This is a genomic window from Mariniphaga sediminis (assembly GCF_003573545.1).
Classification (GTDB): Bacteria; Bacteroidota; Bacteroidia; order Bacteroidales; family Prolixibacteraceae; genus Mariniphaga; species Mariniphaga sediminis.
Genome location: NZ_QWET01000062.1, coordinates 1 through 1,439 on the forward strand (window position 1 = coordinate 1; position 1,439 = coordinate 1,439).

At 39.5% G+C, this 1,439-nt stretch carries 2 protein-coding genes; both read right to left on the minus strand.

Annotated features, from left to right (window positions below; genetic code table 11):
- Nucleotides 1–34: 34 nt before the first annotated feature.
- Nucleotides 35–1,018, minus strand: a complete 984-nt coding sequence (locus tag D1164_RS23565) for an ISAon1 family transposase (RefSeq protein ID WP_119352355.1) — start codon at nucleotides 1,016–1,018, stop codon at nucleotides 35–37.
- Complete coding sequence (locus D1164_RS23570) at nucleotides 990–1,370, minus strand: ISAon1 family transposase N-terminal region protein (RefSeq protein ID WP_119352356.1); 381 nt, start codon at nucleotides 1,368–1,370, stop codon at nucleotides 990–992. Before D1164_RS23570 ends, D1164_RS23565 begins: the two co-directional genes overlap by 29 nt.
- Between the last annotated feature and the right edge of the window lie 69 nt (nucleotides 1,371–1,439).

A 1,439-nucleotide genomic window follows, 5' to 3' on the forward strand; every position in this document is an offset into this window, starting at 1 on the left:
GGCTCAAGTGAACTTTCTGTGGGGGAGTAAATAATTAAGCATAAATTTTAGTTAATCTAAACAAGAAAAATGTAATGTCCCTTACTCCCCTGAACTGACTTCTAAAAGCTTTAATTTTTGCATTAAAAGATTCAGCAGATGCATTTGTACTTCTGTTGTCAAAATAGTTTAATATCTCTGAATAATGAGCATAGAAGGTTGCTGATATTGTATTGAAGGATTTGAATCCAGAGTCTGTCACATCGTTGAACCACCTTGCCATTTTTGTAAGCGCAATGCCTTTTTCTTTGTTGTGCGAGAATATCATCCTTAATGAATGTGAGAGAGAATATGCTTTCTTTATATCAGGATACAGTTCAAATAGTACCGCTGCTCGTTGTTTTTGTTTAGGAGTCCATTTTTCGCCTGATTTAAACAGCAGATACCTGCTTCTGGCGAGAAGCTGCTTTTTTGTATCACCGTTTCGCAGAAGCTCAGGAATATGCTTCTTTCCATCAAGTTTAGCATTTTCGATTGCATTGGTTTCTTCAGTGATGGCGTCCCAGCGATGTGCTATACGCATCTCCTGTAAAGCATCAAATGCCAGTTTTTGTACATGAAAACGGTCGATTACCCGAGTTGCTTCAGGAAAGCATTTGCGTACTATCTTCCTCATTGATCCGGCCATATCCAGGGTAACCTCCTTTACCTTTTTGCGAGCTTTCTCTTTTATCATATTCAGCACTTTGATGATTTTATCCGATCCTGTTCCTTCAACCATAGCTACCAGTGTCCCTTTTCTGCCTTTTCCTGCTTTATTAGTAATGATTGTATAAAGTTCTCCATTGGTAAGTGCAGTCTCATCAATACTCAGAAAAGGCCCGATGTTGTCGGGGAAAAGAATCCAGTCTTTGGCATGATCCTTTTGATCCCAACTCTTAAAGTCACTTAAATGCTCTTTGTATTGCTGTCCAAAACGATTCCCATCAATATGGTAATGTTTCTCCAGGCTATTTGCGCTGATTGGGAACGTGTCCAAGTACTCCTTTTAAAAAAGACGCGAAATCCTTTGTATAACGCGTACCCTCTGCCACAGAATCCCATTCTCTGCTGACAACCTCCCCTGTAGCTTCAATCAGCCAGCGACGCCGACGCACATGAAGCATTGCAGCCTTTCTTCGAATAGGAAAGTCCTGGATAACCACTTCCGAATGAAACCCTTTGGAAGTAAGTTTCTCTTTTTTGTACTTGAGGGGTTTAATATCCCGTTCATCCAGATAAACGTGGATTGATTTGGCGTCAACACTAAGATTAACAATCTCAAAATATTCAAAAATCTCGTCAGGGAGCACTAGTTTTAAAAGCTCACCATAGGTATCAATCTGTTCCAATTCTCTGTATTTTTTTACCCCACAAAGTTGAAAATTTAAACCTTACCCCACAAGAATTTAAATTGATCC